This is a genomic window from Salmonella sp. NW177, assembly GCF_051811585.1.
Classification (GTDB): Bacteria; Pseudomonadota; Gammaproteobacteria; order Enterobacterales; family Enterobacteriaceae; genus Salmonella; species Salmonella enterica.
Genome location: NZ_JAMMZV010000001.1, coordinates 406,195 through 420,233 on the forward strand (window position 1 = coordinate 406,195; position 14,039 = coordinate 420,233).

Below are 14,039 nucleotides of genomic sequence, written 5' to 3' on the forward strand. Positions count from 1 at the left end.
CATCCGGGAAAAATAAAGGCGCATATTGTGCGCTAATACAGGGAGAAAACCAACTCCCAGGGCATATACCACAGGTTTGCCAGCACCATCAGCAACAATGCGCACCAGGTCGCGCTCATCCCCGCCCGCCGCCAGCGGAACAGGCGGTGGTGAAAACCGTAATAATGCATCAGCCGACCGGCGATTAAAATGATGCCGCAGATATGCACCATCCACGTTTCGGCGCCGTTCATTTCCATAAACAGCAGCAGCACCAGCGCGACAGGAATATATTCCACCGCGTTGCCATGAATACGGATGGCGCTTTGTAATTCGCTAAAACCGCCGTCGCCATAGGCGACACGGTACTGCATTCGCAAGCGAACGACATTAAAAGAGAACTTCATTAATAATAACGCACCCAAAACGGCATACAGCGCGCTTACCATACAAACTCCCTTTTAAAATGGCTGATGGCACTGTCTATGATAGGGGGCATTTTCAGAAAAGAGAAGATTGCTGTGGAATGGACGGAGCAGTGCCGATTTCCGGTAAGACGCTGCGTAAATCATGCCAAAGCGTATTCACCAGTTCCGGCGCCTGCGCGATATCCGGAGTATGTAAAAACAGAAAAGGCGTGGTGGTCTGCCGCCACTGCGGGAGTTTCTGCAACCAGGCGGCGAAAAACTCACGGTTTTGCGCCATATTATCGCTACCGATAAAACGCACCATCGGATGGCTGGCCGTCACGACCGCATGTACCGGGACTTTGGGTTTTTTTCGCTGCGCGTCACGGACGGCCTCGCTGTGGGGATGGGCGGCATGTACCGGACGACTATCCAGGATCACGCGGTTTACGCCGCGCGCGTGTAACCCGCGATTGAGCCGCTGTTCATCCTCACCCTTGTCAAAAAAACACGGATGACGAACTTCTACGCCATAGGTAAACGTGGCGGGGAGCGCATCAAGAAACTGCCATAAGGCGGGGAGATCGCGCGGTCCAAAGGCGGCGGGCAACTGCAGCCAGTATTGGCCAATACGCGTTTCCAGCGGCGCCAGGCGGGTAAAAAACGCCTGTACCAGATCGTCGCAATGGCGCAGCGCGGCCTGGTGAGAAATGGTGGCGGGAAATTTAAAGCAAAAACGGAAATCGTCCGTAGTTTGCGCATACCAGCGATCGACAATTTCCGCTTTCGGCAGCGCGTAAAGCGTGGTGTTGCCCTCCACGCAATTAAAGTGGCGGGCATACTCTTCCAGACTGGTGATGCCGAGCCGCGCCCATTTCGGGTGCGACCATTGCGGCAAGCCAATGTAGATCATAAGGCGTTTAAAATATCCTCTACGCTGCGTACCCGGCCAATGCGCGGGAAAATATGCGTCATACTGCTCTGATGCTGCTCACTGCTGGCGGCGCTACAGGCATCTTCGGCAATAATAAGGTTAAATCCCAACTCCCAGGCGTTACGCGCTGTGGATTCGACGCCGATATTGGTTGAGATTCCGCACAATATGATGGTGTCGATACCCCGGCGGCGAAGCTGTAATTCCAGGTCGGTGCCGTAAAACGCGCCCCACTGGCGTTTAGTCACTTCCAGATCGCTGTCCTTTTTACCCAATGCCGTAGGCCAGGTCCACCAGTTTTCCGGCAACGCGTGCGCAGGCGTTGCGGCATCCACCGGCTGTTTTAACGCTTCGGCATAATCATCAGACCATCCAACGCGTACCATAACCACGGGCGAGCCGTTGGCGCGACACTTTTCCGCCAGCCGCGCGGCGCGGGCGACCACCTCATTTGCCGTATACGGGCCGCCGGCAAACGGAAGAATTCCTTCCTGTAAATCAATAACCACCAGGGCGGTTGTGGTCGCGTTGAGTTTCAGCATGATAATCACTCTCCTAAAAATAGCGGATTTCACTACACCTTAAGCGCGATTAAAGAGGAAAGCGGCGACAAATATTGTTAATTTTTGTGAGCATACGCAATACCCGCGTGAAAAAGCCGGGTACAGTCAGTATGAACCAGGCGTCGATACCGCATGAAACGGGCAAGTTATCGCTCCCATGCTGGATTGACTCTTATCGTGCGGCAGAATTTCCAGTATAATAGCCGCCTTTTTTCATCCAGTTGTGACATACAGCTAAAGCTGCGACTTCGTCGCCTGCATGGCAGGCAACAATCCGCCTGCGGCTAAGTTAAGGGATATCTCATGCGTACAGAATATTGCGGACAGCTACGTCTGTCCCACGTGGGGCAGCAGGTGACTCTGTGTGGTTGGGTCAACCGTCGTCGTGATCTTGGCAGCCTGATCTTTATCGATATGCGCGACCGCGAAGGTATTGTGCAGGTGTTCTTCGATCCGGATCGTGCGGACGCGTTAAAGCTGGCCTCTGAACTGCGTAATGAGTTCTGCATTCAGGTTACGGGCACCGTGCGTGCGCGTGACGCGAAAAACGTCAATGCGGATATGGCGACCGGCGAAATTGAAGTGCTGGCGTCCTCTCTCACTATCATCAACCGCGCAGACTCACTGCCGCTTGACGCTAACCACGTTAATACCGAAGAGGCGCGTCTCAAGTACCGCTATCTGGATTTGCGTCGTCCGGAAATGGCGCAGCGCCTGAAAACCCGCGCCAAAATTACCAGCCTGGTGCGTCGTTTTATGGACGATCACGGTTTCCTTGATATTGAAACGCCGATGCTGACCAAAGCCACGCCGGAAGGCGCGCGCGACTATCTGGTGCCTTCGCGCGTGCACAAAGGTAAATTCTACGCGCTGCCGCAGTCGCCGCAGCTGTTCAAACAGCTCCTGATGATGTCCGGTTTCGACCGTTACTATCAGATAGTCAAATGCTTCCGTGATGAAGACTTACGTGCTGACCGTCAGCCGGAGTTTACTCAGATCGACGTCGAGACCTCCTTCATGACCGCGCCACAGGTGCGCGAAGTGATGGAAGCGCTGGTGCGCCATTTGTGGCTGGAAGTGAAAGGCGTGGATCTGGGGGATTTCCCGGTCATGACGTTTGCCGAAGCGGAACGTCGCTACGGTTCCGACAAGCCAGACCTGCGTAACCCGATGGAGCTGGTAGATGTCGCTGACCTGCTGAAATCGGTAGAGTTCGCGGTCTTCGCGGGCCCGGCTAACGATCCGAAAGGCCGCGTGGCAGCGCTGCGTGTGCCTGGCGGCGCACAGCTTAGCCGTAAGCAGATCGACGATTATGGTAACTTTGTTAAGATCTACGGCGCGAAAGGCCTGGCGTATATCAAAGTTAACGAGCGCGCGAAAGGTCTGGACGGGATTAACAGTCCGGTGGCCAAGTTCCTGACCGCCGACATCGTCGAGGCTATCCTTGAACGTACCGGCGCGCAGGACGGCGACATGATCTTCTTCGGCGCAGATAACAAAAAAGTGGTTGCTGATGCGCTGGGCGCGCTGCGTCTGAAACTGGGCAAAGACCTGAGCCTGACCGACGAAGACAAATGGGCGCCGCTGTGGGTGATTGACTTCCCGATGTTCGAAGACGACGGCGAAGGCGGTCTGACCGCGATGCACCATCCGTTCACCGCCCCGCGTGACATGACGGCGTCTGAACTGAAAACTGCGCCGGAAGAAGCCGTCGCTAACGCTTACGATATGGTGATTAACGGCTATGAAGTGGGCGGCGGTTCGGTGCGTATTCACAACGGTGAAATGCAGCAAACCGTATTTGGTATTCTCGGTATCAATGAGCAGGAGCAGCGCGAGAAGTTCGGCTTCCTGTTGGATGCGTTGAAATACGGTACGCCGCCGCATGCGGGCCTGGCGTTTGGTCTGGACCGTCTGACCATGCTGTTGACCGGCACCGATAATATTCGTGATGTTATCGCCTTCCCGAAAACGACCGCCGCCGCGTGTCTGATGACCGAAGCGCCGAGTTTCGCCAACCAGGCAGCGTTGACGGAGTTGGGGATTCAGGTTGTAAAGAAAGCCGAGAATAACTGATATGAACAATGTACACGACATCATTCGCGTGATATCGCGGCGGCCCGCAGGGGCGAGTCTCATCCGTCACCCAACAGCCAACAACGAGGTCGCGTGAAGGATAAAGTGTACAAGCGCCCCGTTTCGGTCCTGGTGGTTATTTTCGCGCAGGATACGAAACGGGTGCTAATGTTGCAGCGACGCGACGACCCGGATTTTTGGCAGTCAGTGACTGGCAGCATAGAAGAAGGGGAGACCGCGTTGCAGGCCGCCGTACGTGAAGTCAAAGAGGAGGTCACGATTGATGTTGCGGCAGAGCAACTGACCTTAATCGACTGCCAACGTACGGTGGAGTTTGAAATTTTTTCACATTTACGTCATCGCTATGCGCCGGGCGTCATGCACAATACAGAATTCTGGTTCTGCCTTGCGTTACCGCATGAGCGGCAGGTGATATTCACTGAACATCTGACGTACCAGTGGCTTGATGCGCCTGACGCGGCGGCGCTTACCAAGTCCTGGAGTAACCGGCAAGCGATTGAAGAGTTTGTCATTAACGTCGCCTGAAAAGGCGCGCTTTTTTTGAGGAAATATTTATGGCAGGTCATAGTAAATGGGCCAACACCAGACATCGTAAAGCTGCGCAGGATGCCAAGCGCGGTAAAATCTTCACTAAAATTATTCGTGAACTGGTAACGGCAGCTAAATTGGGCGGCGGCGATCCGGATGCCAACCCGCGTCTGCGCGCGGCTGTAGATAAAGCGCTGGCCAACAACATGACCCGCGACACTCTGAACCGTGCCATCGCTCGCGGTGTGGGTGGTGATGAAGACTCGAACATGGAAACCATCATCTATGAAGGTTATGGTCCTGGCGGCACGGCCATTATGATTGAGTGTCTGAGTGACAACCGTAACCGTACCGTAGCGGAAGTGCGTCATGCTTTCAGCAAGTGCGGCGGTAATCTGGGTACCGATGGCTCAGTGGCATACCTGTTCAGTAAGAAAGGGGTCATCTCCTTTGAGAAAGGCGATGAAGACACCATCATGGAAGCCGCTCTGGAAGCTGGCGCGGAAGATGTTGTGACCTATGATGATGGCGCGATTGATGTTTACACTGCCTGGGAAGAGATGGGCAAAGTGCGTGACGCGCTGGAAGCGGCGGGTCTGAAAGCGGATAGCGCCGAAGTGTCCATGATCCCGTCAACCAAAGCGGATATGGATGCGGAAACCGCGCCGAAACTGCTACGTCTGATCGATATGCTGGAAGACTGTGACGATGTTCAGGAAGTCTACCATAACGGTGAGATCTCTGATGAGGTGGCGGCGACCCTGTAATGGTGCTGTTAAACGCCGGCGGGCAGGGGGTATAGCGTGTCGATTATTCTCGGTATTGACCCCGGCTCGCGCATTACCGGTTATGGCGTTATTCGCCAGGTAGGCAGACAACTGACCTATCTGGGCAGCGGATGTATTCGTACCAAAGTCGATGATTTGCCGTCTCGTTTGAAGCTCATATACGCAGGCGTGACGGAAATCATCACGCAGTTCCAGCCGGACTATTTTGCTATCGAACAGGTGTTTATGGCGAAGAACGCCGATTCAGCCCTCAAGCTGGGACAGGCGCGCGGCGTCGCGATTGTCGCCGCGGTCAATCAGGAACTGCCCGTGTTTGAATACGCGGCGCGTCAGGTGAAGCAAACCGTCGTCGGTATTGGTAGCGCGGAGAAAAGCCAGGTTCAGCATATGGTGCGCACGTTGCTCAAACTGCCCGCTAACCCGCAGGCCGATGCCGCGGATGCGCTGGCTATCGCCATTACGCATTGCCACGTTAGCCAGAACGCGATGCAAATGAGCGAGAGCCGACTCAATCTGGCGCGGGGAAGGTTGCGCTAAATCATTCTCCCTCAGCCTCGCGTTGAGGGGTTTCAATTCCACAGGCGCTAATTAATTCTAAATTGGGATGTTGCCACAGGCTGGCTGGCGTCACCGTCTTACGATCCCACGGGATTGAACCTAAAAACCAGAACTTCCAGAAGGCGAGTTTCGCATCAGGATTGCTGTGAAGTAATTCTTCGAATGTCTCAATATCGCCTACCGGAATACATAATGCTTCTTTATAGATATCAAACACAAATTTCGAGCAGAACTGGCGCGATGACTCGTATTTAAACCCCGTGTGATAAAACTTATTCAGCCGGGCGGGAACCTGTTCCATGATGGCGAGTTTCTGTTCGACCGTCAGACCGCCGCACAGGCGACGAACCGCGTAACGTTGTCCGGCTGAACGTTGTATAAACAGTGACAGCGTGGTGACGGTTGAGAGGGGGACGCGACTTTCCGCCACCAGATAGTCATCACCATTATGACCAATAATAATCCCAACATGGTTGCTCCAGCACTGTGAAGCGGTGGATATCTGGCCGAAAAGCGCGGCACCTATACAGGTAAAGACGATATCCCCGGTTTCATATTGGACAGAATAATGTTTTTTCATGTTCACGTTCCATTATTACCTAAAATAATATCCTTTATTTTACGCTATTGGATAATTAGCATTATACTCATATAATGACAAGATATTATTATCAATAAATATCCATCATGAATATTATAATTTACGGTGATAATGTTTTTACCTCTTTCCAGAGGTGAAAGTGAAAGGGAAAATAGACGAATGCAGGGAATAAGTGGACTGTCCTTTCCATATTATATAATTGTTTGTATCGCCATATATTTTTCTTGAGTCTATGTTATTGTCTGGTTGTGTTTCTCTTCATGCTTATTGCTTTTGTTTTTAATAGGCATTTGAGGTGTGATCTGGCAAGAGTGGTTGGCGCAAATATTTGGCTGACTCTGCGTTATATTAAGCGCCAGGGGGAACAGGAGGCGAAAGTGCAAAAGGTTAGGTTGCAATGCAAAAAATATCGAGTTTGTACTGTTCATCAATCGCTGATTATTATTGTTGTAAAGGGTAAGGAAGTGATTAACAACGGTACCGTTTATCTCGTTCATGGTCCAGAGGTTGAAGGACATTTTCCATTAAACCACCTCTGCATATAACGGCTGAGGCGGCTTAATTCAATTAATGCTGTGCATTAAACTGTGATGGTAATCTGGCAATTATTGGAAGGACTGCTGGCATTCCCGATAATTCAACCCTTGTGGCCAGGTATCCCGCTCCGTTTCCCCTTGAATCATTTTATCTGCTTTCACAAAGGAGTCTTTATCGCGGGCAATGCAGGAAGTTATCAGAATATTATTAAGCGTGCGGGTTGATGGGAACTGTTTGTAGCGATCTCTCCAACCTTGCAGCATATCGTCCCAGGAGACAATCTGACGTTTATTCAGTAAAGCCATTAATTCAGGTTGGTAATGGATTGCATTACTCCAGATATAAGCGTAGTAAGAAAGTCCCGATTGATCTTTGTTTTTTTCTGCGGCCATTCTGGCGATTTTTTCGACTTCTTCCGGAGAACCACCCCATTTAGGCAAACGAGCGACCATGGCCTCGATATAAATATTTTGATAGGCGGGATATTTTTTGCTGGCTTCTTCCAAAGTGCTATAGAGCAGCTCTTTATCCTCAAGATTGCGTGCGACCATTTCCATTTCCTGATACCAGGTCACATCTTTGTCGGCAATATCTTTGTTCTTTAACAGATACTCTTTTTCCTGAATCATCAGCTTCTTATATTTCGGCCATATATCAGAGTCCACCGTGCTGGCCGCACCTTCACCGCGTAAATTCACGGCTTTAGCATCAAAAACCATTGCTTGCAGCAGCCTTGCACCCGTGGATTTGGGGTTTGCTTTAAGCCACTCTTTTGCCACGCCAGAAATACCATTGTCGGAAACATCTACTGAAAAAAGATTATAGATCCCTCCCCATGCGATAACCAGTTTATGAGTTCCGCCGCTGGTTGTCGGGAATCCGGTATTGTATTCCTGAAACATAGCGTCCAGCTTGTCCCACTTTTGGCTGACAGTATAGGCGATAGCTTGTTGCTCAATGGCCATTCTTTCCCGTGTTTCCGTGAGGCTATTAGCTGACGCCAGCGCAGGAATAGCCATTAATGCACCTATGACAATATTTTTCAATAACATTGAATTTCTGTCCTGAATGATTAAATAACAAGATGATTAAAAATGTTTATAAAGGATGTGCTTTCACCGGAGGAAATTCAAGCTATAGTGATAATGCGTATCTGGACTTTTTATTTATTATTCTTACAGAAAATGTTATTGAATTATATTTATTATAGATACTTATTATATCTCCACATCATGGGGCGCGGCGGCACCCGGTGGTGTTGCGCGACCGATTCGAAGGGAAGGCCATTGAGATAGGCGAATAACGTGTTTTTCATCTGGATAAACATCCAGTCTTTTTTTATGATAGTGCATTATCTTTTCAGCCCTTTACGCAGGAGCGTCATGTGATAGGCAGACTCAGAGGCATTATTCTCGAAAAACAACCCCCGATCGTGCTGCTGGAGACAGGGGGAGTAGGCTATGAAGTACATATGCCTATGACCTGCTTTTACGAGCTGCCGGAGGCCGGGCAGGAGGCAATCGTCTTCACCCACTTCGTGGTGCGTGAAGATGCGCAGTTGCTGTACGGATTTAACAATAAGCAAGAGCGCACGCTATTTAAAGAGCTAATTAAAACGAATGGCGTCGGGCCTAAGCTGGCGCTGGCGATCCTCTCCGGCATGTCGGCGCAACAGTTCGTCAATGCGGTTGAGCGCGAAGAGCTTGGTGCGCTGGTGAAGCTGCCGGGTATCGGCAAGAAAACTGCCGAACGATTGATTGTCGAAATGAAAGACCGCTTTAAAGGGCTACATGGCGATCTCTTTACGCCAGCGGTCGACTTGGTATTGACGTCGCCGGCCAGCCCAACCTCGGAAGATGCAGAACAAGAAGCAGTTGCTGCGCTGGTGGCGCTGGGTTATAAACCGCAAGAAGCCAGTCGGATGGTAAGCAAGATCGCCCGTCCGGATGCAAGCAGTGAAACACTGATTCGCGACGCGTTACGCGCCGCGTTATGAGGTAAAGGATGATAGAAGCAGATCGCCTGATTTCAGCAGGCGCCACGATCGCAGAAGACGTCGCCGATCGCGCCATTCGCCCGAAGTTATTGGCGGAATATGTCGGCCAACCGCAGGTGCGCTCCCAGATGGAGATCTTTATTCAGGCGGCAAAACTGCGTGGCGACGCACTAGATCACTTGCTGATTTTCGGCCCGCCAGGGTTAGGTAAAACGACTCTGGCGAATATCGTTGCCAATGAAATGGGCGTCAATCTCCGAACCACGTCCGGCCCGGTGCTGGAAAAAGCAGGCGATCTGGCGGCTATGCTCACCAATCTTGAACCGCATGATGTGCTGTTTATTGATGAGATTCACCGGCTTTCACCGGTGGTGGAAGAGGTACTCTATCCGGCGATGGAAGATTACCAGCTGGATATTATGATTGGCGAAGGGCCTGCTGCACGTTCAATTAAGATCGATCTGCCGCCGTTTACGCTCATTGGCGCGACGACGCGAGCAGGTTCGCTGACCTCGCCGCTACGCGACCGTTTTGGTATTGTGCAGCGCCTGGAGTTCTACCAGGTGCCCGATCTGCAGCACATCGTCGGGCGCAGTGCAAGGCACATGGGGCTTGAGATGAGCGATGACGGCGCGCTGGAAGTGGCGCGTCGGGCGCGCGGTACGCCGCGTATAGCCAACCGTCTGCTCAGACGTGTGCGTGATTTCGCCGAGGTGAAGCATGACGGGGCTATTTCAGCGGAAATTGCCGCGCAGGCGCTGGATATGCTGAACGTCGATGCGGAAGGGTTTGACTATATGGATCGCAAGCTGCTGCTGGCGGTTATTGATAAATTCTTCGGTGGTCCGGTGGGACTGGATAACCTGGCGGCGGCGATTGGCGAAGAGCGTGAAACCATTGAGGATGTGCTGGAGCCGTATCTGATTCAGCAAGGCTTTTTGCAGCGCACGCCGCGTGGGCGTATGGCAACGGTGCGCGCCTGGAACCATTTCGGGATCACGCCGCCAGAGATGCCTTAGCGCCTGAAGTCGCTGCGCTCATCAGACCTGGGCGATTTTGTAGGCCCGGTAAGCGCAGCGCCACCGGGCAACACATGCTTAGCTTGCCTGCTTTTTCATCATACTGAAGATAAACAGCAGCGCGGCACACAGCACTACGGATGGCCCTGCCGGGGTATCATAAAAGGCTGAGAAGGTCAGTCCACCTGTAACCGCTATCATACCTACACCAACGGCGACGCCCGCCATCTGCTCCGGCGTACGGGCAAAGCGACGCGCGGTTGCGGCGGGAATAATCAGCAGCGACGTAATGATCAGCGCTCCGACAAACTTCATCGCCACGCCAATAGTTAACGCCGTTACCAGCATCAATAGCAGCTTCACGCGCTGTAACTTCACGCCATCGACAAAGGCAAGATCCGGACTGATAGTCATTGACAGCAAGTTGCGCCACTGCCAGAAGAGAATGGCCAGCACAATAACGACCCCAATAGCGATCGAGATAAGATCTTCCGGCGTGACGGCCAGCAAATCGCCAAACAGATAAGCCATTAAATCAACGCGGACGTTGGACATCAGGCTGACCACGACCAGTCCTAAAGATAAGGCGCTGTGCGCCATAATGCCCAGTAAGGTATCAATCGCGAGGTGAGGACGCTTCTCCAGCCATACCAGACCGGCGGCCAGCAGCAGCGTAACGGCGATTACCGCATAAAAGGGGTTAACGTCCAGCAACAGGCCAAACGCCACGCCCAGAAGCGACGCGTGAGCCAGCGTATCGCCAAAATAGGACATCCGACGCCAGACCACAAATGAGCCCAAAGGACCAGCGGCGCACGCCAGCATCATCCCGGCCAGCCAGCCGGGCAGTAATAATTCAATCATGAGTGACCATTTCCCCGGCGCAGTACAATACGACCCTGTAAATCGTGGCGATGATTATGATGATGGCGATAAATCCCTAATTGCTCCGCGCCTCGCGGGCCAAACATAGAGATAAATTCCGGATGCATAGACACCACTTCCGGCGCGCCGGAACAGCAAATATGATGGTTCAGGCATAACACTTCATCCGTCTTTGCCATGACCAGATGTAGATCATGTGACACCATCAACACGGCGCAATCGAGTTCGCGACGCAGCTGATCGATAAGGTTGTATAACGCGACCTGGCCGTTGACATCCACGCCTTGCGTCGGCTCATCAAGTACCAGCAACTGCGGCCTGTTAAGCAGAGCACGCGCCAGCAGTACGCGCTGTGTCTCGCCGCCGGAGAGTTTTTGCATGGGCGCGTCAATCAAATGTCCGGCCTGAACGCGTTTAAGCGCCGGGAGAATATCCGTTTTTTGCGTGCCGGGACGTAAACGTAAAAATCGGTTTACCGTCAGCGGAAGCGTGGTATCGAGATAGAGCTTTTGCGGGACATAGCCGATACGGAGTTGCCCGTTGCGCTTGATCACCCCATCATCAGGGGCTACCAGTCCTAAAACCACGCGTACAAGCGTTGACTTCCCCGCGCCGTTAGGGCCGAGAAGCGTTAAAATTTTTCCGGGGCTCAATTCAAGCGACACGTCAGAGAGGACGCGGCGTTGACCAAATGAGACCGAGACGTTTTCCAGTGAAACTAAACTTGTCATGTTAATTTTAGGCTTGCAGAAGTGATAGAATGTTATAATATCACATTTCACACATTCATTACGATGATTAGTCGCATTATGTTACAGAAAAATACGCTTCTTTTCGCAGCATTATCCGCCGCGCTTTGGGGGAGTGCAACCCAGGCTGCCGACGCTGCCGTTGTCGCTTCGCTTAAACCGCTTGGGTTCATCGCTTCCGCCATTGCTGATGGCGTTACGGATACGCAAGTATTACTTCCGGATGGGGCATCCGAGCATGATTATTCATTGCGTCCATCAGACGTAAAACGCTTACAGGGCGCGGACTTAGTCGTCTGGGTTGGCCCGGAAATGGAAGCCTTTATGGAGAAGTCGGTCAGGAATATCCCTGATAATAAGCAGGTTACCATTGCGCAACTTGCCGATGTAAAACCGTTACTCATGAAGGGCGCGGATGATGATGAGGATGAACATGCGCATACGGGCGCCGATGAGGAAAAAGGTGACGTACATCACCATCACGGCGAATATAACATGCATCTTTGGCTCTCCCCAGAGATAGCGCGGGCTACAGCGGTTGCAATCCATGAAAAATTAGTGGAACTTATGCCGCAAAGTCGAGCCAAACTCGACGCCAACCTGAAGGATTTTGAGGCACAATTAGCCGCAACCGATAAACAGGTCGGTAACGAGCTCGCGCCGCTCAAGGGGAAAGGGTATTTCGTTTTTCATGACGCCTACGGTTACTACGAAAAACACTACGGACTCACCCCGCTCGGTCACTTTACCGTGAACCCTGAGATACAACCTGGCGCGCAGCGTTTACATGAAATAAGAACACAGTTGGTTGAGCAAAAAGCAACCTGCGTTTTTGCTGAGCCACAATTCAGGCCAGCGGTCGTGGAAGCCGTGGCGAGAGGGACATCCGTTCGAATGGGAACACTGGACCCCCTCGGGACGAACATTAAACTGGGTAAAACAAGCTATTCAGCGTTTTTAAGCCAATTAGCCAACCAGTATGCGAGCTGCCTGAAAGGAGATTAACGAGGAAGTGAATACGTGCAACAGATAGCCCGCTCTGTCGCCCTGGCATTTAATAATCTGCCCCGACCCCACCGCGTTATGCTGGGGTCACTTACCGTTCTGACACTGGCCGTCGCCGTATGGCGGCCCTATGTTTACCACCCAGAATCCGCACCAATCGTTAAAACTATTGAACTGGAGAAAAGCGAGATTCGTTCCCTCTTACCGGAGGCCAGCGAACCCATCGATCAGGCCGCGCAGGAAGATGAAGCTATTCCTCAGGATGAGCTGGACGATAAAACCGCAGGCGAAGTCGGCGTCCATGAATACGTCGTCTCCACAGGCGATACGTTAAGCAGCATTCTGAATCAGTACGGCATCGATATGAGCGATATTAGCCGACTTGCCGCTTCTGATAAGGAGCTGCGCAATCTGAAAATTGGCCAACAGCTTTCCTGGACACTGACCGCCGATGGCGATTTACAGCGTCTGACATGGGAAGTCTCCCGCCGTGAAACGCGTACCTACGATCGCACTGCCAACGGTTTTAAAATGAGCAGTGAAATGCAGCAGGGGGACTGGGTTAACAGTCTGCTGAAAGGCACGGTAGGGGGTAGCTTTGTCGCCAGCGCGAAAGAGGCCGGTTTAACCAGCAGCGAAATCAGCGCAGTGATAAAAGCCATGCAGTGGCAGATGGATTTTCGCAAGCTGAAAAAGGGCGATGAATTTTCGGTTCTGATGTCGCGCGAGATGCTGGATGGCAAGCGTGAACAGAGTCAGTTGTTGGGCGTGCGGATGCGTTCCGATGGTAAAGATTACTACGCCATTCGCGCCGCTGACGGTAAATTCTATGACCGTAACGGGGTTGGCCTGGCGAAAGGCTTTTTACGCTTCCCGACCGCCAAACAGTTCCGCATCTCCTCCAACTTCAATCCGCGCCGTCTGAACCCGGTTACCGGACGCGTTGCGCCGCATCGTGGCGTTGACTTTGCGATGCCGCAGGGTACGCCGGTGCTGTCGGTGGGGGATGGCGAGGTCGTGGTCGCTAAACGTAGCGGCGCTGCCGGTTACTACATTGCGATTCGTCATGGACGCACCTACACCACACGTTACATGCACTTGCGTAAGCTGCTGGTGAAACCGGGGCAAAAAGTGAAACGTGGCGATCGTATTGCGCTTTCTGGTAACACCGGGCGTTCCACAGGGCCGCATCTGCATTATGAGGTATGGATAAACCAGCAAGCCGTTAACCCTCTGACAGCGAAATTGCCGCGCACGGAAGGTCTGACGGGGTCAGATCGTCGTGAATACCTGGCACAGGTGAAAGAGGTTCTGCCACAACTGCGCTTCGATTAACAAATGCGCTGACAGAGCCGGTACGCGATGTGTGCCGGCTTTTTTGTTTTGTGTGAGA

15 protein-coding genes are annotated in these 14,039 nt (G+C 52.4%); 8 read left to right on the forward strand and 7 right to left on the reverse strand.

The window, feature by feature from the left end; all coding sequences use genetic code 11:
* Positions 1-32: 32 nt before the first annotated feature.
* The 3 genes from NA986_RS02170 to NA986_RS02180 are packed head-to-tail and all read right to left on the reverse strand — an operon-like array spanning position 33 to position 1,862.
* Entirely contained in the window at positions 33-428 is a 396-nt protein-coding gene (locus NA986_RS02170) for an MAPEG family protein (RefSeq protein ID WP_000252975.1), read from the reverse strand.
* Between the two features lie 52 nt (positions 429-480).
* A complete protein-coding gene (locus tag NA986_RS02175; RefSeq protein WP_000639226.1) occupies positions 481-1,299 on the reverse strand; it encodes a DUF72 domain-containing protein in 819 nt (272 codons plus the stop codon).
* The gene (locus NA986_RS02180) at positions 1,296-1,862 is read right to left on the reverse strand and encodes a hydrolase (RefSeq protein WP_000916144.1); all 567 of its coding nucleotides are present in this window, start codon (positions 1,860-1,862) and stop codon (positions 1,296-1,298) included. The genes NA986_RS02175 and NA986_RS02180 overlap by 4 nt, the downstream gene beginning before the upstream one ends.
* A gap of 324 nt (positions 1,863-2,186) precedes the next feature.
* Here NA986_RS02180 and aspS point away from each other — a divergent pair, with 324 nt between their 5' ends.
* From aspS to ruvC, 4 genes are all read left to right on the forward strand, one after another.
* Positions 2,187-3,959, forward strand: a complete 1,773-nt coding sequence (aspS, locus tag NA986_RS02185; protein WP_001258633.1) for an aspartate--tRNA ligase — start codon at positions 2,187-2,189, stop codon at positions 3,957-3,959.
* Between the two features lie 93 nt (positions 3,960-4,052).
* On the forward strand, positions 4,053-4,505 hold the full coding sequence (gene nudB, locus NA986_RS02190; RefSeq protein ID WP_000653693.1) for a dihydroneopterin triphosphate diphosphatase: 453 nt from the start codon (positions 4,053-4,055) through the stop codon (positions 4,503-4,505).
* Between the two features lie 29 nt (positions 4,506-4,534).
* On the forward strand, positions 4,535-5,275 hold the full coding sequence (locus NA986_RS02195) for a YebC/PmpR family DNA-binding transcriptional regulator (protein WP_000907242.1): 741 nt from the start codon (positions 4,535-4,537) through the stop codon (positions 5,273-5,275).
* A 36-nt stretch (positions 5,276-5,311) separates the two neighbouring features.
* On the forward strand, positions 5,312-5,833 hold the full coding sequence (ruvC, locus tag NA986_RS02200) for a crossover junction endodeoxyribonuclease RuvC (RefSeq protein WP_000022509.1): 522 nt from the start codon (positions 5,312-5,314) through the stop codon (positions 5,831-5,833).
* A 1-nt stretch (position 5,834) separates the two neighbouring features.
* On the opposite strand, the gene NA986_RS02205 is transcribed toward ruvC, so the two are convergent.
* Both NA986_RS02205 and NA986_RS02210 read right to left on the reverse strand, forming a co-directional pair.
* Positions 5,835-6,434 carry a YebB family permuted papain-like enzyme gene (locus tag NA986_RS02205; protein WP_000716750.1) on the reverse strand — a complete coding sequence of 200 codons (600 nt, stop codon included), beginning with the start codon at positions 6,432-6,434 and terminating at the stop codon, positions 5,835-5,837.
* Positions 6,435-7,060: 626 nt separating this feature from the next.
* Positions 7,061-7,957: a DUF4034 domain-containing protein gene (locus NA986_RS02210; protein WP_001597478.1), complete on the reverse strand. Its 897-nt coding sequence runs from the start codon at positions 7,955-7,957 to the stop codon at positions 7,061-7,063.
* A gap of 419 nt (positions 7,958-8,376) precedes the next feature.
* On the opposite strand from NA986_RS02210, the gene ruvA reads away from it, so the two are divergent.
* A complete protein-coding gene (gene ruvA, locus NA986_RS02215) occupies positions 8,377-8,988 on the forward strand; it encodes a Holliday junction branch migration protein RuvA (protein WP_000580335.1) in 612 nt (203 codons plus the stop codon).
* An 8-nt stretch (positions 8,989-8,996) separates the two neighbouring features.
* Entirely contained in the window at positions 8,997-10,007 is a 1,011-nt protein-coding gene (ruvB, locus tag NA986_RS02220) for a Holliday junction branch migration DNA helicase RuvB (RefSeq protein WP_000568504.1), read from the forward strand.
* A gap of 78 nt (positions 10,008-10,085) precedes the next feature.
* Here the strand turns inward: ruvB and znuB are convergent, their stop codons facing one another.
* On the reverse strand, positions 10,086-10,871 hold the full coding sequence (znuB, locus tag NA986_RS02225) for a zinc ABC transporter permease subunit ZnuB (RefSeq protein ID WP_000571508.1): 786 nt from the start codon (positions 10,869-10,871) through the stop codon (positions 10,086-10,088).
* Entirely contained in the window at positions 10,868-11,623 is a 756-nt protein-coding gene (gene znuC / locus NA986_RS02230) for a zinc ABC transporter ATP-binding protein ZnuC (RefSeq protein WP_023216869.1), read from the reverse strand. The genes znuB and znuC overlap by 4 nt, the downstream gene beginning before the upstream one ends.
* 78 nt (positions 11,624-11,701) lie before the next feature.
* On the opposite strand from znuC, the gene znuA reads away from it, so the two are divergent.
* Positions 11,702-12,646 (forward strand): zinc ABC transporter substrate-binding protein ZnuA, encoded by a 945-nt coding sequence (znuA, locus tag NA986_RS02235; protein WP_000939597.1) that lies wholly within the window; start codon positions 11,702-11,704, stop codon positions 12,644-12,646.
* Positions 12,647-12,661: 15 nt separating this feature from the next.
* A complete protein-coding gene (gene mepM / locus NA986_RS02240; RefSeq protein WP_001184028.1) occupies positions 12,662-13,981 on the forward strand; it encodes a murein DD-endopeptidase MepM in 1,320 nt (439 codons plus the stop codon).
* Positions 13,982-14,039: the final 58 nt, after the last annotated feature.